This window comes from Salipiger mangrovisoli (genome assembly GCF_015223355.1).
Taxonomy (GTDB): Bacteria; Pseudomonadota; Alphaproteobacteria; order Rhodobacterales; family Rhodobacteraceae; genus Salipiger; species Salipiger mangrovisoli.
The window spans coordinates 165,105-183,406 of the sequence record NZ_JADFFK010000010.1; the positions used below are offsets into that span (position 1 = coordinate 165,105).

The window sequence follows — 18,302 nt, forward strand, 5'->3', positions numbered from 1 at the left end:
GGGTGCAAAAAGGTTCATTCAAAATGCGTAATAAATAAGCGGAAATGTGCTGGCCCGGCGCTAGGAACCGGTCAGCAGCGTCATCAACCGCATCTTCTCGCCGCTGTCCCGCGCGCTGGAAATAACCTCTGCGAGATCCTCGAGCGAGGCGATACTATGCCCGGCGCGGAAGCTGTCGACATGCGGCAGCATGGCGCGGATCCCGGCGGCCTTCGGCGCGAAACCGTCCCAGCGCAACAAGGGGTTGAGCCAGATCAACCGCCGCGCGGAGAGATGCAGCCGCTGCATCTCGCGCTCCAGCAGAACCGTGTCGTCGCGGTCGAGCCCGTCGGTGATCAGCAGCACCACCGCGCCCTGCCCCATGACCCGGCGCGACCAATCGCGGTTGAAGGCATGCAGACATTGCCCGATGCGGGTGCCGCCCTCCCAGTCCTGCGCCTCGGCCCCGGCGGCCTTCAGCGCGGCATCGACGTCTCGGGCTGCAAGATGGCGGGTGATATTGGTGAGCCGCGTGCCGAAGGTGAAGGCATGCACCCTCGCCCAGCCTGCGCCGCGCCGGCCCGCCACCGCATGCAGGAAATGCAGCACCATCCGGGAGTACTGGCTCATCGAGCCCGAGATGTCGCAGAGCACCACGAGGTTGGGCCATTTCTCGCGCGGGGCAAGATGGGCAAGCCCGCGGATCTCGCCCCCCTGCCGCATCGCCGCGCGCAACGTGCGCCGCCAATCGAGCCGCCGCCCCTGCGCCGAAGCCTTGCCGCGCCGCGATGGCAGGGGCTTTACCGGAAGCTCGAGCCGGGCCAGCATGCGCTTCGCCTCGGCCACCTCCGCGAGCGACATCTGCTCGAAGTCGAGCTTTTTCAGCCGTTCCTCGCGCGAGGTCGTGAACGAGGCATCGACCTCGATCCTGGTGTCCTCCTCCGCCTGCTCGGCGGCCGGGACCTCGGGCATCTGGTCGCCCAGCAACGCCTGCGCGGCGCGCTTCTCGGCCGATTGCGCCAGCTTCTCTTCCTGCACGCCGCGGATCGCCGGCAGCATCATCGACATCATGTGCTCGAGATAGCGCGGGTCGCGCCAGTAGAGCCGGAACACCTGCGCAAAGACCACGCGCTGATCTGGGCGCGAGACGAAACAGGCGTGCAGCGTCCAGTAGAAATCCATCCGGTCGGTGAAGCCCGCCGCCTCGACCGCGCGCACCGCGTCGACCACCCGCCCCGGACCCACCGGGAGCCCGGCGCGGCGCAGGGCGCGGGCGAAATGCAGGATGTTTTGCGCCAGCCGCGGGTGCTCGGGGAGCGTGAGGGGGATTTGCTCGGCCATCAGGCGCGGAATGCCACTGGCGGGAAGGGCTTTCGGGGGCGCTGCCCCCGGACCCCCGGGATATTTGGACCTAGAAGAAACATCAGGCGGGTTCGAGGGAGGCCCGCGCCTCGTCGAGCAGCCGCTTGGCCTCGCTGCCCTGGATCTTGGCGATGTCGTCCTGGTATTTCAGGATGGCGCCAAGCGTGTCGGAGATCACCTCGGGCGAAAGATCGATGACGTCGAGCGCCAGCAGGCACTTGGCCCAGTCGATGGTCTCGGCGACGCCGGGTTTCTTGAACAGATCCTCGGTGCGCAGGCGCTGCACGAAGGCGACGATCTGGCGCGACAGCGCCTCGGCCACCTCTGGCGCGCGGGCGTTCAGGATCTCGAGCTCGCGGGCGAAGTCGGGGTAATCGACCCAGTGGTAGAGGCAGCGGCGCTTCAGCGCGTCATGCACCTCGCGCGTGCGGTTCGAGGTGAGGATCACCGTCGGCGGCTCGGGGGCGCTGATCGTGCCGAGCTCGGGGATGGTGACCTGGAAATCGCTCAGCGCCTCGAGCAGGAAGGCCTCGAACGGCTCGTCGGTGCGGTCAAGCTCGTCGATCAGCAGGATCGGCGCGCCCGCCTCATCGGGGCGCATGGCCTGCAGAAGCGGGCGCTCGATCAGGAAATCGGGGCCGAAGAGATCGTGCCGGAGCCGCCCGCGGTCGGCCTCGCCGGCCGCCTCCGCGGCGCGGATGGCGATCATCTGCGCCGGGAAATTCCACTCGTAGACCGCCGAGCCCGCGTCGAGCCCCTCGTAGCATTGCAGGCGGATCAGCCGCCGGCCGGTGGCCAGCGCCAGCGCCTTGGCGATCTCGGTCTTGCCGACGCCCGCCTCGCCCTCGAGGAACAGCGGCCGGCCGAGCCGCAACGACAGAAACAGCACCGTGGCGAGCGGGCGGGGACAGACATAGCCGGTGCCCGCCAGCAGCGCCTGCACCGCGTCGATCGAGCTGGGTTCTTGCATCAAGGTCTCCTCCTGCCTGAATTGCTGCCCGCCCGAGGCGGTGCGGTCAAGGGCCAAGCGTGGCCCGGCGGCCCGCCCGCGTTGACGCGCCGAAGGCAAGATGCGAAGGTTTTGCGGCAGGATAACCGGGGCACAGCCCGGACGGCTACGGGCAGCGGTATGAGTAAAGAAGACGGGACCTTGCCGCGCATCTGCGCGGTCACCTGCGTGAAGAACGAGGGCCCCTTCGTGGTGGAGTGGGTGGCCTACAACCGTGCTCTCGGCGTAAGCGACTTTCTTTTCTACTCCAACGATTGCGACGATGGCACCGATGCGCTGCTCGACGCGCTGGCGCCCGCCGGTGTCGTGCATCTTGCCAACCCCGCCGCCGGCCGCAATTACCAGATGGAGGCGCTGAAGGACGCCGCCCGTCAGGAGGTGGTGCGCCGCGCCGACTGGGTCTGGGTGGCCGATGTCGACGAGTTCCTCAACGTGCATGTCGGCGATCACCGCCTGCCCGCCCTGATCGCCGCCTGCGGCGCACCGCAGGCCATCTCGGTCAGCTTCCAGTTCTTCGCCAACGGCGGCGTCTTGGGCTTCGAGGATGCGCCGGTCATCGGCCAGTTCACCCGGACCCACAACCCGGATCTCTGGTGCGACCAGAGCGCCATCGAGGTGAAGACGCTGGTCCGCAGCGACTTCCCGCTGCAGTATTTCGGCGCGCACAGACCGTTCATCCGCAAGCGCCTGCCTGACGGTAAGCCGCCGCGCTGGACCGATGGCAGCGGGCGCCCGGTGCCCGCGTCCTTCCTTGCCGCCGACCGGCCGCGCCGGATGCGCAAATTCCCTGCCGCCGGAGCCCGGCGCCTTGCCACGCTCAACCATTATGCACTGCGCTCGCTCGACAGCTATCTGGTCAAGACCGAGCGCGGCGACGTCAACCGCGAGGGGCGCGTCTTCGACGAGCGCTATTGGCAGGAACGCAACGACAGCGCCTGGGAAGAGCGCTCGATCCTGCGCATGCTGCCCGCGGTCCAGGCGGGCATCGCGGCGCTGCGCGCCCTGCCCGGTGTCGCCCGGCTGCACGAGCTGTCGGTGCAGGCGCATCGTGCCAAGGTGGGAATGCTGCGTGCGCAGCCGCAGATCGCCGCCCGCGCCGCGCATCTCGCCGCGCTTCCGGCGCTGCCGCCCGGAGAGGCGGAACTCGTGACCCGGCTCGGACTGGCGGAGGGCGCGGCGTGATCGTCGTCAACCTCGGCCTGCCGAAGAGCGGCACCACCACGCTTGGCCTTGCGCTGGAACGGGCCGGGCTCACGGTGGCCGACCACAGGCTGCGGCGGGGCAAGTGCCCCAATCCGGCGCTTGCCGGCAGCTATGTCGCGCGGCAGCTCTACGACGGCTATTTCCGCTCCGGCGATCCTCTGCAACGCCTCGGCGGGATCGACGCGCTTGCCGAGATCAGCGTTCTGAACACCCGGCTCAACCTCTGGCCGCAGACCGATTTCGGGCTGATCGAGGCGCTGCGGCAGCATCACCCCGAGTTGAAGTTCGTCGCCTCGATGCGTGACCCGCAGGCCATGGCGCAATCCATGCTGCGCTGGTCCGACCTTGGCGCCAACCGGCTGCCGCGCCACGCGATCCCCGGCCTTCCGGCGGGCTACGGAGAGACCCGCCTGGAGCGCGCCCAGTGGATCGCCGCACATCAGGCATTCCTTCGCCGCATCTTCGCGGGCGATCCGCGCTTCCTGGCCTATGACATCGCGGACCCGCAGGCCCCGGCGCTGATCTCGGCGCATCTGGGCATTGCGCTGCCTTGGTGGGGCAAGGCGAACGAGAACACCGGCGGCCGCGGCAAGAGGGCACACGGGTGAGAATTTTTGTCCATATCGGTCCCGAGGCCCGGACCAGCGCGCGTCTGCAGCAGGTGATGGACGCCAAGCGCCGGCAGATGGCCAAGCGCGGTGTGCTCTATGCCCGCAGCCCCGGCGCGCGCAACCACACGCGGCTCTTCATGGCGGTCAGCGATCCGCAGGCGGTGGATGCGCTGCGCTGGGGTCGCGGCTTTGCCGATCCTGCGCGCCAGGCCGCGTTGCGCGACGAGGTTGCGGCCCAGTTGCGCGGCGAGGTCGAGGCGGCCCGGCCGGAGGTGCTGATCCTCTCGGCACATCAGCTCGGCAGCGCACTGACCAGCCGCAGCGAGCTGACACGGTTGCGCGCCCTGCTTGCCCCGCTGTCCGAAGACATCACCATCGTCGCCCATGTCGATGCCCCGGCCCGGATGCTCGCAGCCCAGTACGCGGCGCAGGTTCTTGAGGGCCGCAGGCGCGGGCTCGAGCTGGAGCTCGGCCTTGCCGGTGCCACGGACTGGTGGCAGGCGGCGCTCGACAGCCGGCCCGCGGCGGCGCCCGAGCGCGGGCTTTTCCCGGAGACGCAGGGAGCGGTTCACTGGCTCGATCTCGCGCGGCTCCAGCGCGGCTGGGAGGCCGCCTTCGGACCCGGAGCCGTGCGGCTGCGCAGCCTGGATCCGGCGACGTTTCATGGCGCCGGGGTGATCGACGAGATCCGCGCCGCCTTCGAGATCGCGCCGGCAATCGGCAAGGTGGCACCGACAGAGCCGCCGCGCCCGCCTTCGGCGGCCTGGCTGAGCCGCTGCCGGCGGCTGAACGACGTGCTGCTGCGCTATCTCGCGGCCGAGCCCGCGCAGCAGATTCCACGCCCGCTCTGGCGCCGCTTGCTGGGCGAGATCAAGCTCGACGGCGCGCCGCTCGATCCCGGTGCGCTCGACGCCGTGAGCCGCCGCTTCGCCGCGGACATCGAGGGGCTGCTGGCGCAGCACCCCGGCCTGTCCCGCGACCACCTGCGCCCGGATCCCGCCACCACGGCCTGGCAGGAGGCCGATCCCGGCTTCGGCTTCCGCGCAACGCAATATCTCATGGCGTTCCGCTGGCGCATCGCCCAGGCCTCGAAGGAAGCCACATCCGACCCGAAGATCGCCACGCAATACACTGATATATCGTCAAAACTCCCAGACTCCGCGCAGCGCAAGCTGGCCGCGTTGCAGGGCTCGCCCTGGGTGCCGCACAACCGTCTGGGCGGGCTGGACGAAACCGCACCACAGGCGCCTTACAGCGCGACACCCGCGACAGCGACGCCGGACCGGGGCCAGCGGGTGATCCTCGGCTGCATGAAGAACGAAGCCCCCTATGTCGTCGAGTGGATCGCCTATCACCGGGTGATCGGTTTTGACGATTTTCTCATATATTCCAATGGCTGCGAGGATGGAACCGAGCTGATCCTCGGGCGGCTGGACCAGTTGGGCATCCTGCGGCACCGCGACAACAACGGCTGGAGCGGAAACTCGCCGCAGCAGCATGCGCTCGACGGCGCGCTCGACGAGCCAATGATCCGGGATGCGGCGTGGCTGCTGCATTCGGACGTGGATGAATTCGTCAACATCCGCTGCGGCAACGGCACGCTGGACGACCTCTTCGCCGCGGCGCCGGACGCCACGCATTTCGCCCTGACCTGGCGGCTCTTCGGCTCGGGCGGTATCCGCGAGTTGTCGGATGCCCCGGTGATCGCCCAGTTCAGCGACTGCGCACCGCGCTACTGCCCCAAGCCGCATACGAACTGGGGGTTCAAGACCCTGATGCGCGGCGTCGCCCCCTACGGGAAGCTGTCCTGCCACCGCCCGAACAAGCTACATCAAGACACTGAAAACGTTATAAAATGGTCAAATGGATCAGGCCAGGACATGACCGGCGAAGTGCTTGGCAACGGCTGGCGCAACTCGCGCCGGTCGATCGGCTACGATCTCGTCCAGCTCAACCACTACGCGCTGCGATCGGCGGAAAGCTTTCTGATCAAGCGGCAGCGCGGGCGGGCGCTGCACGTGGATCGGCAGATCGGGCTGAACTACTGGATCCGCATGGATTGGTCCGGTGCGCGTGACCTGACCATCCAGCGCAACCTGCCGCGGCTGCGGGCCGAGATGGCGCGGCTCTTGCGCGATCCCGAACTTGCCCGGCTGCACGCCGACGGCATGGCCTGGCACAGGGCCAGGGCCGCGGAACTGCGCGCCGATCGCGAATTCGGAAAGCTATTCCGAGAGGCGACGGCTTTGTCTCTCACCCCCGAGGAGCGCGTTGCCTGGGCGCTCTCGCTGGACATGGAGAGCTGACGCATGCCGACTCCCCACATCACCGCCGTCATCTGCCTGCGCAACGAGGGCGCATTCCTGCTCGACTGGCTGGCGCATCACCTCGCCGCCGGGGTGAGCCACGTGGTGGCCCTCAGCAACGACTGCCAGGACGGCACCGATGCGCTGCTCGACCGGCTGGCCGAGGTAGCGCCCCTGACCCATCTCCGCAACGACGGCCCCTATGACAAGGGCGGCATCCAGTTCACCGGGCTGAAGCTGGCGGACCGCGCCGAGGCGGTGCGCAGGGCGGATTGGCTGCTGGCGCTGGACGTGGATGAATTCGTCAATGTGCACGCGGGTGATCACACCCTGCCCGCGCTCATCGCCGCGCTGCCCGAGGCGACGGCGATCACCCTCACCTGGCGGCTGTTCGGCAACGCCGGCGTGGTTGGCTACACCGACACCCCGGTGCCCGCGCTATTCACCCGCGCCGCGCCGGTGCGGATGCATTGGCCCTGGCGCTCGGCGATGTTCAAGACGCTCTACCGCAATGATGGCAGCTACGCCAAGCTTGGCGTCCACCGACCGCGCAGCCCCGATCCGGCCCGGCTGGCGCAGGCCCGCTGGTTCGATGGCGAGGGGCGGGAGCTCGACGGCCAGTTCCGCACCCGGCGGATCTTCTCGAACTACGGGCGGTCGAACTACGCGCTGGCACAGCTCAACCACTACCCGCTCGGAGCGATGGAGAGCTACGTGCTCAAGGCCGATCGCGGCCGCGCGGTTCACAGCGAGCAGCTGCTTGGACTGGACTATTGGGTCGAACGGAACTTCAACACCGACGAGGACCGCAGCATCGCGGCGCTGGCCAGGCCAAGCGGCGCGCGGCGCGCAGGCTTTGCCGCCGACCCTCAACTTGCCGCGTTGCACGACCGCGCGGTGCGCTGGCGCAAGGCGCGTTTCGCCGAGCTAATGGCGCAGGAGCCTTTCCGTGCGCTCATGGGGCGGCTGATGATGACCCCGCCCTCGCGCCCGCTTCCGCCCGAACTCGCCGGGCCGCTGATCGCCGCCGCCACCCGCGCCAGGCAGCGCGGCGAAGGTTAGGATTGTCCGCGCAAACGCTTCCATCCGGGCAATTTTTCTTGCCGCCGCACCACCGTCGTATTACCCCTAAACCCACATATTTCCGCCTCAATCCACGCGCAGGCTCAGCCTTGCACCGGACGGTCGGAAGCGGCGCGAAGACCCCGCCTTGAACGGGCCCCGATGGCGAGCGACAGGACGATGGCAGGTATCATGAAGGACAGCGCGGATCTGATCAGGCCCGAGAACGTCTTCGAGGACGAGCTCGACCTCACCGATGTTGATCTCAGCATGCATTCCGGCCGCGCCTGGATCGACGCCATCTCCGAGGTTGGCGAGGCGCATGGCTTTGCCGAGCCGCTGGGCAAACGCCACCACGCGATCTTTGTCGAGGATGGCGACACGCTTCTCGTGACCTTCGAGTCGATGCCTGGGATCGCCGCCTACAGCCAAACCGCCACGCCGCTCGGCTGGGAGATGCAGGCGATCGAGGGGTGGTCCAATCTGTCGCTGATCTGCACCGCCGACACTTGGTTCCGCGACCGCGAGGTCGTCGATTTCTTCGACCAGTTGTTGGATGACGGCTTTTTCGACGAGTTCGAGAAGGTGATCTTCTACGGTGCCGGACCCTGCGGCTATGCCGCCGCCGCCTATTCGGTGACCGCGCCCGGCGCGCGCGTCGTCCTGCTCCAGCCGCAGGCCACGCTCGACCCGCGGGTGGCGGAATGGGACGACCGCTTCCCTGAAATGCGCCGTGTCGATTTCACCTCGCGCTTCGGCTACGCGCCGGACATGATCGACGCCGCGCAGGCCGCCTATGTGCTTTACGACCCTCAGGAGCGGATGGATGCCATGCATGCGGCGCTGTTCGAACGGCGCAACGTGACGCGCTTCCGGCTGCCCTACATGGGCGATGCGCTGCAGGGCGACCTGCTCGAGATGGACCTCGTGCACCCGATCCTCGATGCCGCCGCCGATGACCGGCTCGACCGCGCCGAGATGGCACGGCTGCTGCGCGCGCGGCGCAGCCACGTGCCCTACCTGCGCCGCCTGCTGTCACGGCTCGACGCCGAGGAACGACCGCTGCTGGCCGAATGGCTCTGCACCAATGTCACCGCGCGGATGAACGCCCCGCGCTTCCGGCGCCGCCTGGAGGCGCTGCGGACCGAGGCCGAGGGCCAGTAACACCGACCAGGGATTGACCCAGGACACGCCCCCGCCCGACCCTGCCTGGCCGTCGACCGAGGTCGCCGGGCGGCGCCTGCCGCTGCGTCAGACCACCAGCGAGCCGACGCGCGAGACCTGCCCGCCGCCGACCGGCGCCGCGACGCCCGTGGTCGCGGGCGCCGAGGTCGGCCAGCCCTGCGCGACCCGAACCGCCAGGAAACCGAAGGCTTGCGCTTCCAGCATGTCGCCATCGAGCCCGGCCGCCTCGACCGGAACCACCGGACAGTCGATCCCGGCGGCCAGCATCGCCATCATCACCGGGTTGTGCCTCCCGCCGCCGGTGACCAGCAGCCGCTCGGGCGGGCTCGGGCAATGCTCCATGCCCTGCATCACCGCCGCCGCTGCCATGGCGGTCATCGTGGCCGCGGCATCCGCATCCGACAGCTCGCGCACGAGGTCGAGCATCAGCGAGAAATCATCCCGATCGAGGGATTTCGGCGGCATGCGGCGGAAGAACCCCTCCTCCAGGAAGAGCTCCAGAGCGCCATCGGCCACCTCTCCCTGCGCGGCGAGGGCGCCGTCGCGGTCGCAGTCGAGCCCCAGGCGCTCGCCGACCAGGTCGTTGATCGGCGCATTCGCCGGGCCGGTGTCGAAGGCGAGCAGCGCGCCCGGTATCTCGGGCGAGGATTTGCGAGGATCGACCCACGTCAGGTTGCCGACACCGCCAAGGTTCAGGAAGGCGACCGGGCGGTCGGCTTTCATCCACTTGGCACAGGCGAAGTGATAGAAGGGTGCCAGCGGCGCGCCCTCGCCTCCGAGGGCCACGTCGGCGGAGCGGAAATCCCAGACCACGTCGCGCCCCAGCGCTTCGGCAAGCGCCGCGCCGTCGCCCAGCTGATGCGTGCCGCGCCCCTGCGGCTCATGCGCCAGCGTCTGGCCGTGGAAGCCCACCAGCTCGGCCTCGGGAAAGTCGGCCAGCAACTCGGCATGGGCGCGCTGCACAACCGAGAGCGCCTCTTCCAGCCCCTCGCCCGGCCAGCGCCCCAGCGCCGCCTTCAGCACCCGGCGCTCGGCCTCGGAATAGGGCCGGTAGCCGCCGCGTCCGAACTCGTGGATCTGCGCCCCGTCGGTGCGGATCAGCGCCGCGTCCACCCCGTCGAGAGAGGTCCCCGACATACACCCCAGAGCCCAAACGGAGCGTGCACCCAACTTGCCCTTCACCTTCGCCTTCCCCGCGCTTATAGGAACTTTCGGACTATAAGAGGGATCCACGATGACCTACCATCCCAAATCGGACTTCATGCGCGTCATGATCGAGCGCGGCTATCTCGCCGACTGCACCGATTACCAGGGCCTCGACGAGGCGCTGTGCAAGGGCGTGGTCACCGCCTATATCGGCTATGACGCGACGGCGAAATCGCTGCACGTGGGCCACCTGCTCAACATCATGATGCTGCGCTGGCTGCAGAAGACCGGCCACAAGCCGATCACCCTGATGGGCGGCGGCACCACCAAGGTGGGCGATCCCTCGTTCCGCTCGGACGAGCGCCCGCTGCTCGGGCCGGAACAGATCGACGCCAACATCGAGGGCATGAAGCAGGTCTTCGCCAAGTACCTGAGCTACGGCGGCGGCGAGACCGACGCGCTGATGCTCAACAACGCCGAGTGGCTCGACAACCTCAATTACCTCGAGTTCCTGCGCGACATCGGCCGCCATTTCTCGGTGAACCGGATGCTGTCCTTCGAGAGCGTGAAGTCGCGCCTCGACCGCGAGCAGTCGCTGTCGTTCCTCGAGTTCAACTACATGATCCTGCAGGCCTACGACTTCCTCGAACTGAACCGCCGCTACGGCTGCGTGCTGCAGATGGGCGGCTCGGACCAGTGGGGCAACATCATCAACGGCATCGACCTGACCCGCCGGGTGCTGGACCACGAAATCTACGGCCTGACCTCGCCGCTGCTGACCACCTCGGACGGTCGCAAGATGGGCAAGAGCCAGGGCGGCGCCATGTGGCTCAACGCCGACATGCTCTCGCCCTACGAGTTCTGGCAGTTCTGGCGCAACACCACCGATGCCGACACCGGCCGGTTCCTCAAGCTCTACACCGAGCTGCCGGTCGAGGAATGCGAGCGCCTCGGCGCGCTGCAGGGCTCGGAGATCAATGCCGCCAAGATCATCCTCGCCAACGAGGTCACCACGCTTTGCCACGGCGCCGAGGCGGCTGCTGCCGCAGAGGCGACGGCGCGCGAGGTCTTCGAGAAGGGCGGCGTCGGGGACGACCTGCCGACGCTCGAGCTGACCTCCGAGGAAGTGGGCGACGGCATCTCGATCGTGCAGCTGATCGTCCGCGCGGGGCTCGCCAAGACCGGCAAGGAAGCGAAGCGCCTGATCGCCGAGAACGGCGCGCGCCTCGACGACGCGCCGCTGACCGACGCCGGGCTGATGCTGGACGCCGGGGCGCTGGCCTCGCCGGTGAAGCTCTCGGCCGGCAAGAAACGCCACGCGCTGGTGAAGCTGGGCTGAGGCTCTTCCGGCCGGAGTTCACAAGGGCGGTGCCGCGCGGTGCCGCCCTTCTTCTTTGCCGCAAGGACAGCCCGCCCGGACCCGCGCCGAAAGCCCCGGCACGACGACTCCACCGCACAGCGTGCCGCTTTCGGACATGTGCGCCGCCCGGCCCGCAGCCATGCTGGAGCCATGACCGAGCCCGCCGATCCCCTCGTCGTCTTTACCCCCTCCGGCAAACGCGGCCGCGTGGCTGCCGGGACGCCGGTGCTCGAGGCCGCCCGCCAACTGGGCGTCGATCTCGACTCGGTCTGCGGCGGGCGGGGCATCTGCGCGCGCTGCCAGGTCACCCCCGTCTTCGGGCATTTCGCCAAGCATGGCATCACCTGCGACGAAACCACGCTGTCCGACCGGAACGCGACCGAGGCCCGTTACACCGAGAAGCGCGGGCTTGCCCCCGGCCGCCGCCTCGGCTGCCAGGCGCGCATTCTCGGTAACGTGGTGATCGACGTGCCCGCCGAGAGCCAGCTGCACCGGCAGGTGATCCGCAAGGCTGCCGACGCGCGGCCGGCGACCATGGACCCAGCGCTGCGGCTCTGCCTCCTCGAGGTCGCCCCGCCCGACATGCACGCCCCGTCCGGCGATCTCGAACGGCTCATGGAAGCGCTCCGGGCGCAATGGGGGATCGCCGACGCAAGCGTCGATCCCGGCGTATTCGCGCAGCTTCAGAAGACCCTGCGCGCCGGCGACTGGACCGTCACCGCGGCGCTGCACCGGGCCTCGGCAGAAGCCCCGCCGCTCCTCACCGCGCTCTGGCCGGGTCTGCTGGAGGGCGATCTCTATGGTCTGGCCATCGACCTCGGGTCCACCACCATCGCCGCGCATCTCGTCTCGTTGCGCGGCGGCGAGGTCGTCGCATCGTCAGGGGTGATGAACCCGCAGATCCGCTTCGGCGAGGACCTCATGTCGCGCATTTCCTACGCGATGATGACGCCCGGCGGGGCGGCCGAGATGACCGGGGCCGTGCGCGCGGCGCTGAATGGGCTGGTGGCGGAGCTGGCCGCCAGCGCGGACGTCTGCACCGACCGCATTCTCGACATGACCATCGTCGGAAACCCGGTGATGCACCATCTGCTGCTCGGACTGGACCCCGTGGAACTGGGACAGGCCCCCTTCGCACTCGCCACCGCCTCGGCGCGCGACCTGCCAGCCCGCGATCTCGGCCTTGGCGCCCTGCCTTCCGGCGCGCAGGTCTACCTGCTGCCGCTCATCGCCGGTCATGTCGGTGCCGATGCCGCCGCCGTCGCCCTTGCCGAAGCACCCGAACTGTCCGACGATCTGGTGCTGATTGTCGATGTCGGCACCAATGCCGAGCTGCTGCTTGGCAACCGCGGCCGGGTGCTCGCCTGTTCCTCGCCCACCGGCCCGGCCTTCGAGGGGGCGCAGATCAGCTCCGGCCAGCGCGCCGCGCCCGGCGCCATCGAGGCGATCCGCATCGACCCGGCGACAAAAGAGCCCCGCTTCCGCGTCATCGGCTGTCCGCTCTGGTCCGACGAGCCCGGCTTTGCCGCGGCCACCGCCCGCACCGGCGTCACCGGCCTCTGCGGGTCGGGCATCATCGAGGCGGTGGCCGAAATGCGCCTGGCCGGGCTGCTCGACGCGGGAGGGCTGATCGGCTCGGCGCAGCAGACCGGAACGGCGCGGATGCGCGCCGAAGGCCGGACCCACGCCTATCTGATCCACGACGGCAGCGCCTCGGGCGGGCCGATCGTCAGCGTCACGCAGGCCGACATCCGCGCCATCCAGCTGGCGAAGGCCGCGCTCTACGCGGGCGCGAGACTGCTGATGGACGAGATGGGCGTCGATGCGGTGGACCGGGTGGTGCTGGCCGGGGCCTTCGGCGCGCATGTCTCGCCGCAACATGCGCTGGTTCTGGGCATGATCCCCGACGTGCCGGTCATCCGCGTAAGCTCAGCCGGCAATGCCGCCGGCACCGGTGCCCGCATCGCGCTCTGCAGCCTTGCCGCGCGCCGCCGGATCGAACGCGAGGTCCGCCGCATCACCAAGGTCGAAACCGCGCTGGAACCGCGGTTCCAGGAGCATTTCGTCGCCGCCAGCGCGATCCCCCATGCCACCGCCGCCTTCGCGCGGCTGCGCCGGAACCTGCCCCTGCCCGAGCCCTCGTTCAACACCGAGGGCAGCCGCCGCAGGCGGCGCTAACTGCGGTTTCTCATGCGGTCGGTGATCGCCGCGAGCAGAGGCACCGAATGAGGCCTTCAGCGTTTTCACCCGGCAAGCCGACGCGCAGGTCGGCGTTGCGCCATGTTGAGGAGGGGCGCGCAGGACCACGGGCCCGTTCGCACAGAAGGATATGGATGAACCGCGCGGCCCTGCAGGCGGTCTTTGGCGTTCAGCGCCGCGCGTCGAGGTGGCGGATGCCCGGCCAGCACAGCGCTGTGCGAAACCGAGCCGGCCACCTGCGCCGCGTGCGGACGGACACGCCAAAGACCTGCGCCACCTCGGCAGCGCCTTGTTCCTGGTGCGGCTTGATCATTCTTGCCTGTCACGGGCTGAAGACTGGCGATTGCGGTGCACCCCGCGCAGCGGCTGAACACCCGTCCGGAACGTCACACCTCGGCGCTGGCCACGATGTCGGACACCAGAGTTCGGAGATCCCCGAAATATCCGTTCGAGCGCGCGGGCGCCATCGGATCGGAGGTGATGGCGATGACCATCTCGCGCGCCGGAACCACGACCAGCATCTGCCCGCCATAGCCGCGCGCATAGGCCGCCTCTTCACCGGCGAAACGGGTCAGGAACCAGCCATAGCCATATTGATCGCCGGAGAAGGGCGAGCGCGCGCGCGGCTGCCAGGAGGTTTCGATCCAGGCCTGCGGCACCACCTGGCGTTGTTGCCAGCGCCCGCCGCGCCGCACCATCTCGCCGATGCGCAGCAGCCCGCGCGGGCTCACCGCCATATCGTTGCCGCCAAGATAGCGCCCCTGCGGGTCGCGCACCCAGGGCGCGAACTCGATGCCCAGGGGATCGCCGAGACCCGCCCGCGCCAGCGACAGAAGGCTCTGCCCGGTCGCCGCGGAAAGCGCCGCTCCCAGCACATGCCAGCCGCCGGTAGAATAGATAAACGTCCCACCGGGCTCTGCCTGCGGTTGCGGCCGCAGCGCGCTGTCGAGCCAGTTTTCGCTCGCCACCCAGGCCCCGTACGAGGTGCCCGAGGTGCGCACCAGCCCGGCGCGCATCGACAAAAGATCGCCCACCGTCAGGCGATCGCGGCTGTCCCCCAGCGGGCCGCGACCAAGCAGCGGCAGCACCTCCGCCTCGACGCCCGCGATCGCGCCCCGCTCGATGGCAATGCCGGTGAGCAAGGCCAGAAAGGTCTTCGACACCGATTTCACGTTGGCCACCCGGTCAAGCCCCGCTCCGCGATAGGCCTCCTCGAGCACCGGCGCGCCGCCCTGCCAAACCAACAGCGCGTGCAGCTGCCCGAGCGCCTCGGCGCGGGCGGCCCAGGGCCGGGATTGCGCCAGCGCGGGCGCGGCGATCAGGGCGGCGGCAGCGCCAAGAACGGCACGGCGGGAGGGGTTCGGTCCGAGGCTCATGCCCTTGAAAATCGGCGCGGCCCGCGATCCCCGCAAGGCCACGCGGCATCACGGCCGCGTGTGCGCGGATTCTGTGCGGCCCCGCTTGACGCGCCCGCGCCGCCCGCGTAGATCAGCGGTCAGAGCGCGGGTATGATGTAATGGTAGCCTGTCAGCTTCCCAAGCTGAACGCGCGGGTTCGATTCCCGCTACCCGCTCCAAACCTTCCGAAATCCCTGACTGCACCGCCTTTCGGCCCTGCCTTTCGGCTTGGCCCGAATTCCCCTTTTCCTCAGGCCTGCGCGCGCAGTCGCTGGCGCAGCAGGCGCACGCCCTCGCGGATGTCCTGCCGCAGCGGGCCCTCGCGCGGCGCGTCGCGCAGCGTGGTCAGCAGCGCCTCGGAGGGACGGCCGCTGCGCGCCCAGACCTGCCGCCTGAGCACCGCCTGCGCCGCCTCCGGCAGACGCTCCGGCGCCTCGCGTCCCGACAATGTGGCCCAGACCAGCGACCAGCAGCGCGGCGCGCTCCACGGGTTGTAGCCGCCGCCGCCCGAGACGATCAGCGCCGGCGCCAGCGCGCGCAGCGCGGCCGCGGCGCGGGCGTGGGCGTTGTTCGACAGCGACAGCCGCGCCAGCGGATCCTCGGTCACCGCATCCGCTCCGCATTGCAGGAAGATCGCATCCGGGCGAAACGCCGCGACGGCGGGCAGGATCATCTCCTCCAGCACGTGCGCAAACTCGCTGTCGTTGAAATCACGCGGCACCGGCAGGTTGAAGGCCGCCCCCCCGGCCCGGTCGGCCAGCGCCCCGGTGAACGGCCAGCGCTTCGCCTCATGCACCGAGATCACCCGCACCTGCTCGGACCCATCAAAGGCGATCTCCACCCCGTCGCCGTGATGTGCGTCGATGTCGACGTAGGCCACGCGCCGCATTCCGAGCCGCAGCAGGTGGCGGATGGTCAGCACCGGCTCGTTGAGAAAACAGAAACCGCTGGCCCGGTCGGCCAGCGCGTGATGGGTGCCGCCGCCGGGATTGAACACCACGCCGCCCTGCGCCGCGACCAGCTCGGCCGCCAAAAGCCCGCCCCCCACCGCCGTGGCCGGGCGCCGGAACATCTCGGGAAACACCGGGTTCGACAGCGTGCCAAGCCCGTGACGCAGGCGCACCTCCTCGCTCACCTCGCCCGCCGCCTCGGCCGCCTGCAACGCCGCCACGTAGCGCGGTGCATGGAAGCCGGTGAGCGCCGCCGCCCGCGCGCGGGGCGAGACCCGCCATTCCTGCGGCGTCAGCCAGCCAAGCGCACGGCACAGGTCGATCACCGCCGGCACCCGCTCGATCGACAGCGGGTGCAGCCGCCCGTAGCGCGAACCGCGGTAGATCTCGGAGCCGATGAACGTCGCCATAGGTGCCCTCCGTTTCTTCTCTTTCCCAATACGCCGGGGGTGAATTTGCCGAAGGCAAAGAGGGGGCAGCGCCCCCTCCCCGGCCCTGCCACCGGAGCTCAGCCGGCGATCGCCCGCAGCGCCCGCGTCCGTGCCGGAGGAATGCCGGCGGTCTCGACCCCGGTGAAAACATGCAGCGTGTTCATCTGCCGGTCCACCACCGCGTGATCGCTCACCCATCCCCCCATCCCCAGGTAGGTGCGCAACAGCGGCGGGATTTGCTTGAGCACGCCGCGCGCCGCGTTGCCGGCAGGGCGGAAGCGCACCACCTCGCCCGCCTTCACCCCGATCTGCCAGCGTTCGGGCGCGGCGTGACGCGCGTGCAGAAAGCCGAAGGCGCTGTCGTAGCGCGCCGGTTCGGTGCCCGCGAAACTGGCGCAGCCAAACAGCAGCCGCGCACCGCCGCCATCGACCAGCGCGGCGATCGCCCCCCAGGCCAGCCGCAGCACATCGGGATCGACCATGCCCGGACGGGTGCAGAACCTTCCCAGTTCGATCAGCGGGCCACCAAAGGCCTCGAGCCGCGAGAGATCGTAATATTGCGCGGAATAGCTGCTGCCGATCTCGGCGCTGGAGTCGAACCAGAGATAGCGGAAGCAGCAGAGCAGCAGCCCGTTGTCGTCCTCGATCAGCACATGGCGGCAGCGCTGGTCGAGCGGATCGGTGTCGGGGCCGCCGCCGGGACCGAAAAAGGCCAGCCCGCGCAGAACCTGCGCCTTGTCCAGATCCGCGGCCCGCTGTGCGAGGCGGGCCCGGAAGCGGCCACGGGACAGGAGCGCGCCGCCTGTCCCCGCAGCATCGTCTTGCGAAGCGGGGGACATGGCCAGCGCCTCCTGCGTGTCACATATCGCCGATGGTCAGCCCGCCGATGTTGCCGAAGAGCTTGCGGATGAAGCCAATCTCGCCATCGTTGGTGCGGGTGATCCGGCGGGTCAGCGGCACGACCTGGCCGTCCTGCAACCCGTAGCGGGTGATGTTGTCGACGACGCCCTGCCCATCGAAGGTGATCGCCAGCACCTGGCGGTCGACGATCTCGGGCTCCTGCCAGGCGAAGCTGCGGACCTGGGATTCGATGTAGTAGAACCCGCCCTGGTCGCTGACACCCGCTGCCGACGGAACCCCGATCACATCCTCGACCGTCGCGCGCGTGTCGATGCCGGGGACGATCTGCAAAAGATCATCCTCGCGCGGGACATAGCCATGAGTCCGGTACTGCGCCGAGCAGGCGGTCAGTCCCAGCGCCGCAGTTCCAGCCAGAAGCGCAAATCTCAACCGTGATACCATGGACGCAGTCCTGCCCCTTGCCATGCCCCTGAGGGCCTTCTATCCCGCATTACACAACCGAGCCAAGCGCTTCAAGCAAAGGAAAGGCGAGCCCATGGACAGAGGCGGAAACCCCGCGCGGCTGCGTGTCTCGACGCTGCGCCGCGATGTGCCCACGCAATTCGACCTGCGCCCCGAGGCAGAGGAGCGCGCAGCCCTCGCCGCGGAGCTCGGACTCCTGGGACTGCGCAAGGCGCGGCTGGCCGGTGAGCTTGTCCCCGAGGCGGGTGGAGCCTACCGTTTGACCGCCGATCTCGGCGCAACCGTGGTGCAGGCCTGTGTCGTCACCCTTGATCCGGTGACCACCCGCATCGACGAGGAAATCTCGCTGCTGTTCCGCCCGGCACAGCAGATCGATGCGCCCGATCCCGGCTCCGAGGTCGAGGTCCCCGAGGAAGAGGAAGAGCCGCTGCCGGACGTGATCGATCTGCGCAAGGTTCTCGCCGAGGCGCTGTCGCTGGCGCTGCCGCCCTACCCGCGCAGCGCCGCCGCCGAGGAGCTGGCCGAGGCCGCGCCCGAAGAGTCCGAAGCGGAGCTTTCCGAATCTCGTCCGAACCCGTTTGCCGGGCTCGCCGGGCTGCGCGATAAGCTCTCGAAGGAGGAAAAAGACGAGGAGTGAACGCCTCCGGCGCGGAATCTCTCTTGCGTCTTTGCAAGAAATACCTATTTTCGCGCCTTCATCGGAATTCCGGGTTGCAAGCCTTCATGGGTTAAGACTATGAGGCCGGGCACGCCCGAACGTTATCGGGCACCCGTATAGC

At 69.1% G+C, this 18,302-nt stretch carries 15 protein-coding genes and 1 tRNA gene; 9 read left to right on the forward strand and 7 right to left on the reverse strand.

The features are described 5' to 3' along the window. Nucleotides 1-60: 60 nt before the first annotated feature. Together IQ782_RS14880 and IQ782_RS14885 are read right to left on the reverse strand one after the other, a co-directional pair. Entirely contained in the window at nucleotides 61-1,320 is a 1,260-nt protein-coding gene (locus tag IQ782_RS14880; RefSeq protein WP_194135448.1) for a vWA domain-containing protein, read from the reverse strand. Nucleotides 1,321-1,402: 82 nt separating this feature from the next. Beyond that, a complete protein-coding gene (locus tag IQ782_RS14885; RefSeq protein WP_194135449.1) occupies nucleotides 1,403-2,311 on the reverse strand; it encodes an AAA family ATPase in 909 nt (302 codons plus the stop codon). 159 nt (nucleotides 2,312-2,470) lie between these two features. Between IQ782_RS14885 and IQ782_RS14890 the strand changes: the two genes are divergently transcribed. The 5 genes from IQ782_RS14890 (at nucleotide 2,471) to IQ782_RS14910 (ending at nucleotide 8,696) form a co-directional block, all read left to right on the forward strand. Next, nucleotides 2,471-3,532, forward strand: coding sequence for a glycosyltransferase family 2 protein (locus tag IQ782_RS14890; RefSeq protein ID WP_194135450.1), 1,062 nt, complete (start codon nucleotides 2,471-2,473; stop codon nucleotides 3,530-3,532). Next, on the forward strand, nucleotides 3,529-4,161 hold the full coding sequence (locus IQ782_RS14895) for a sulfotransferase family protein (RefSeq protein WP_194135451.1): 633 nt from the start codon (nucleotides 3,529-3,531) through the stop codon (nucleotides 4,159-4,161). Before IQ782_RS14890 ends, IQ782_RS14895 begins: the two co-directional genes overlap by 4 nt. Then, a complete protein-coding gene (locus IQ782_RS14900; protein ID WP_194135452.1) occupies nucleotides 4,158-6,470 on the forward strand; it encodes a glycosyltransferase family 2 protein in 2,313 nt (770 codons plus the stop codon). The genes IQ782_RS14895 and IQ782_RS14900 overlap by 4 nt, the downstream gene beginning before the upstream one ends. 3 nt (nucleotides 6,471-6,473) lie before the next feature. Beyond that, nucleotides 6,474-7,532, forward strand: coding sequence for a glycosyltransferase family 2 protein (locus IQ782_RS14905; protein ID WP_194135453.1), 1,059 nt, complete (start codon nucleotides 6,474-6,476; stop codon nucleotides 7,530-7,532). A gap of 180 nt (nucleotides 7,533-7,712) precedes the next feature. After that, nucleotides 7,713-8,696, forward strand: coding sequence for a phosphoadenosine phosphosulfate reductase (locus tag IQ782_RS14910; RefSeq protein ID WP_240989307.1), 984 nt, complete (start codon nucleotides 7,713-7,715; stop codon nucleotides 8,694-8,696). Nucleotides 8,697-8,783: 87 nt separating this feature from the next. Here the strand turns inward: IQ782_RS14910 and IQ782_RS14915 are convergent, their stop codons facing one another. Further along, nucleotides 8,784-9,854 (reverse strand): anhydro-N-acetylmuramic acid kinase, encoded by a 1,071-nt coding sequence (locus tag IQ782_RS14915; RefSeq protein ID WP_240989308.1) that lies wholly within the window; start codon nucleotides 9,852-9,854, stop codon nucleotides 8,784-8,786. A gap of 97 nt (nucleotides 9,855-9,951) precedes the next feature. On the opposite strand from IQ782_RS14915, the gene tyrS reads away from it, so the two are divergent. Then, complete coding sequence (gene tyrS / locus IQ782_RS14920) at nucleotides 9,952-11,202, forward strand: tyrosine--tRNA ligase (RefSeq protein WP_194135454.1); 1,251 nt, start codon at nucleotides 9,952-9,954, stop codon at nucleotides 11,200-11,202. 171 nt (nucleotides 11,203-11,373) lie between these two features. Next, nucleotides 11,374-13,401, forward strand: a complete 2,028-nt coding sequence (locus IQ782_RS14925; protein ID WP_194135455.1) for an ASKHA domain-containing protein — start codon at nucleotides 11,374-11,376, stop codon at nucleotides 13,399-13,401. A gap of 407 nt (nucleotides 13,402-13,808) precedes the next feature. Here the strand turns inward: IQ782_RS14925 and IQ782_RS14930 are convergent, their stop codons facing one another. Then, the gene (locus tag IQ782_RS14930) at nucleotides 13,809-14,798 is read right to left on the reverse strand and encodes a serine hydrolase domain-containing protein (RefSeq protein ID WP_194135456.1); all 990 of its coding nucleotides are present in this window, start codon (nucleotides 14,796-14,798) and stop codon (nucleotides 13,809-13,811) included. A gap of 126 nt (nucleotides 14,799-14,924) precedes the next feature. On the opposite strand from IQ782_RS14930, the gene IQ782_RS14935 reads away from it, so the two are divergent. Continuing rightward, nucleotides 14,925-14,998: transfer RNA gene (locus tag IQ782_RS14935), tRNA-Gly, on the forward strand. Between the two features lie 71 nt (nucleotides 14,999-15,069). Here the strand turns inward: IQ782_RS14935 and IQ782_RS14940 are convergent. The 3 genes from IQ782_RS14940 to IQ782_RS14950 all read right to left on the reverse strand — a co-directional run bounded on the left by IQ782_RS14940 (nucleotide 15,070) and on the right by IQ782_RS14950 (nucleotide 17,502). Beyond that, nucleotides 15,070-16,179 carry an arginase family protein gene (locus IQ782_RS14940; RefSeq protein ID WP_194135457.1) on the reverse strand — a complete coding sequence of 370 codons (1,110 nt, stop codon included), beginning with the start codon at nucleotides 16,177-16,179 and terminating at the stop codon, nucleotides 15,070-15,072. A 98-nt stretch (nucleotides 16,180-16,277) separates the two neighbouring features. Next, on the reverse strand, nucleotides 16,278-17,039 hold the full coding sequence (locus IQ782_RS14945) for a GNAT family N-acetyltransferase (protein WP_194135458.1): 762 nt from the start codon (nucleotides 17,037-17,039) through the stop codon (nucleotides 16,278-16,280). 19 nt (nucleotides 17,040-17,058) lie between these two features. After that, nucleotides 17,059-17,502, reverse strand: a complete 444-nt coding sequence (locus IQ782_RS14950) for an outer membrane protein assembly factor BamE (protein WP_194135459.1) — start codon at nucleotides 17,500-17,502, stop codon at nucleotides 17,059-17,061. Between the two features lie 94 nt (nucleotides 17,503-17,596). On the opposite strand from IQ782_RS14950, the gene IQ782_RS14955 reads away from it, so the two are divergent. After that, the gene (locus tag IQ782_RS14955) at nucleotides 17,597-18,160 is read left to right on the forward strand and encodes a YceD family protein (RefSeq protein WP_194135460.1); all 564 of its coding nucleotides are present in this window, start codon (nucleotides 17,597-17,599) and stop codon (nucleotides 18,158-18,160) included. Nucleotides 18,161-18,302 lie beyond the last annotated feature (142 nt).

Bases quoted from the DNA above. Each gene is read 5' to 3' on its own strand.
- IQ782_RS14880 (WP_194135448.1), bottom strand. From the start codon at position 1,320: ATGGCCGAGCAAATCCCCCTCACGCTCCCCGAGCACCCGCGGCTGGCG.
- IQ782_RS14885 (WP_194135449.1), bottom strand. From the start codon at position 2,311: ATGCAAGAACCCAGCTCGATCGACGCGGTGCAGGCGCTGCTGGCGGGC.
- IQ782_RS14890 (WP_194135450.1), top strand. From the start codon at position 2,471: ATGAGTAAAGAAGACGGGACCTTGCCGCGCATCTGCGCGGTCACCTGC.
- IQ782_RS14905 (WP_194135453.1), top strand. From the start codon at position 6,474: ATGCCGACTCCCCACATCACCGCCGTCATCTGCCTGCGCAACGAGGGC.
- IQ782_RS14910 (WP_240989307.1), top strand. From the start codon at position 7,713: ATGGCAGGTATCATGAAGGACAGCGCGGATCTGATCAGGCCCGAGAAC.
- IQ782_RS14915 (WP_240989308.1), bottom strand. From the start codon at position 9,854: ATGTCGGGGACCTCTCTCGACGGGGTGGACGCGGCGCTGATCCGCACC.
- tyrS (WP_194135454.1), top strand. From the start codon at position 9,952: ATGACCTACCATCCCAAATCGGACTTCATGCGCGTCATGATCGAGCGC.
- IQ782_RS14925 (WP_194135455.1), top strand. From the start codon at position 11,374: ATGACCGAGCCCGCCGATCCCCTCGTCGTCTTTACCCCCTCCGGCAAA.
- IQ782_RS14930 (WP_194135456.1), bottom strand. From the start codon at position 14,798: ATGAGCCTCGGACCGAACCCCTCCCGCCGTGCCGTTCTTGGCGCTGCC.
- IQ782_RS14940 (WP_194135457.1), bottom strand. From the start codon at position 16,179: ATGGCGACGTTCATCGGCTCCGAGATCTACCGCGGTTCGCGCTACGGG.
- IQ782_RS14945 (WP_194135458.1), bottom strand. From the start codon at position 17,039: ATGTCCCCCGCTTCGCAAGACGATGCTGCGGGGACAGGCGGCGCGCTC.
- IQ782_RS14950 (WP_194135459.1), bottom strand. From the start codon at position 17,502: ATGGTATCACGGTTGAGATTTGCGCTTCTGGCTGGAACTGCGGCGCTG.
- IQ782_RS14955 (WP_194135460.1), top strand. From the start codon at position 17,597: ATGGACAGAGGCGGAAACCCCGCGCGGCTGCGTGTCTCGACGCTGCGC.